Origin of the sequence: Zunongwangia atlantica 22II14-10F7, from assembly GCF_002094855.1 — a bacterium.
Taxonomy (GTDB): Bacteria; Bacteroidota; Bacteroidia; order Flavobacteriales; family Flavobacteriaceae; genus Zunongwangia; species Zunongwangia atlantica.
Window position 1 is genome coordinate 1 of the sequence record NZ_ARYN01000074.1, and the last position, 830, is coordinate 830.

Here is an 830-nt window from a genome sequence, read left to right on the forward strand (position 1 = left end):
ATTCGCTTTAATTTCCGGATATCGACACTTTTTCGTTTTCTTTTTGGTTTTTTGTTATCAGGAAAATATAATATCTGTCTGCTTAAAGCTACATAATTAAATATAATATTTTAGACGTAACTGTGGCATAATAGATGTTGTTCTACAATCAAAAAAGTCTGTTGTTATCAAATAAATTGAAATATAATTATCCCAGCCACAGTGGAAAATCAACTTCATTATGAAATATTTTTGTTATTTATTACTCTTAGTCCCAATTTTATCATTTAGTCAAACAGGTGCTTTAGATCTTAAGGATGGAAAGATTTATTGGCAGAAAATATATAAAACAGATCTGTCAAAAGAAGAGATTAGAGCTATTATAAAGTCTAATGCGACCCTGAATCCATTATTCGAAAATTTCTCTGGTATTTCCAATCCAGCAAGAATTAAATGTAAAGAAGAAGATTTACCAAATTATATGGCTAATCCATTCCAATTTTTTGCACTTGTCGAATTTAAAAATAATCGGTATCGAGTTACAATTTCAGATATCAAAATAATTCCACGTACTCTAAAAATAGATGATTACTCAAACAATATACAAAATAATACACCCAGGGATTTGGAAGATTATCAATTAAAGAATGGTGCATTTAGAACTTTTCGATCCTATGCGTCGAATGCAAGAATTTGTTTAATGAACTACTTTAATGATCTTTTTGATTTTAAATTAGATTCGGCCGATTTAGATTGGTAATAGAATAATACTTATAAAAACAACAAAACCCCGTTATTGGCGAGGTTTGATGTTGTGATCGAGACAGGATTCGAACCGAGCTCGAATCGCC

1 protein-coding gene is annotated in these 830 nt (G+C 30.0%); it reads left to right on the top strand.

Annotation, left to right across the window (positions count from 1 at the left end; all coding sequences use genetic code 11):
• Positions 1–220 precede the first annotated feature (220 nt).
• Positions 221–739, top strand: coding sequence for a hypothetical protein (locus tag IIF7_RS20635; RefSeq protein WP_084843564.1), 519 nt, complete (start codon positions 221–223; stop codon positions 737–739).
• Positions 740–830 lie beyond the last annotated feature (91 nt).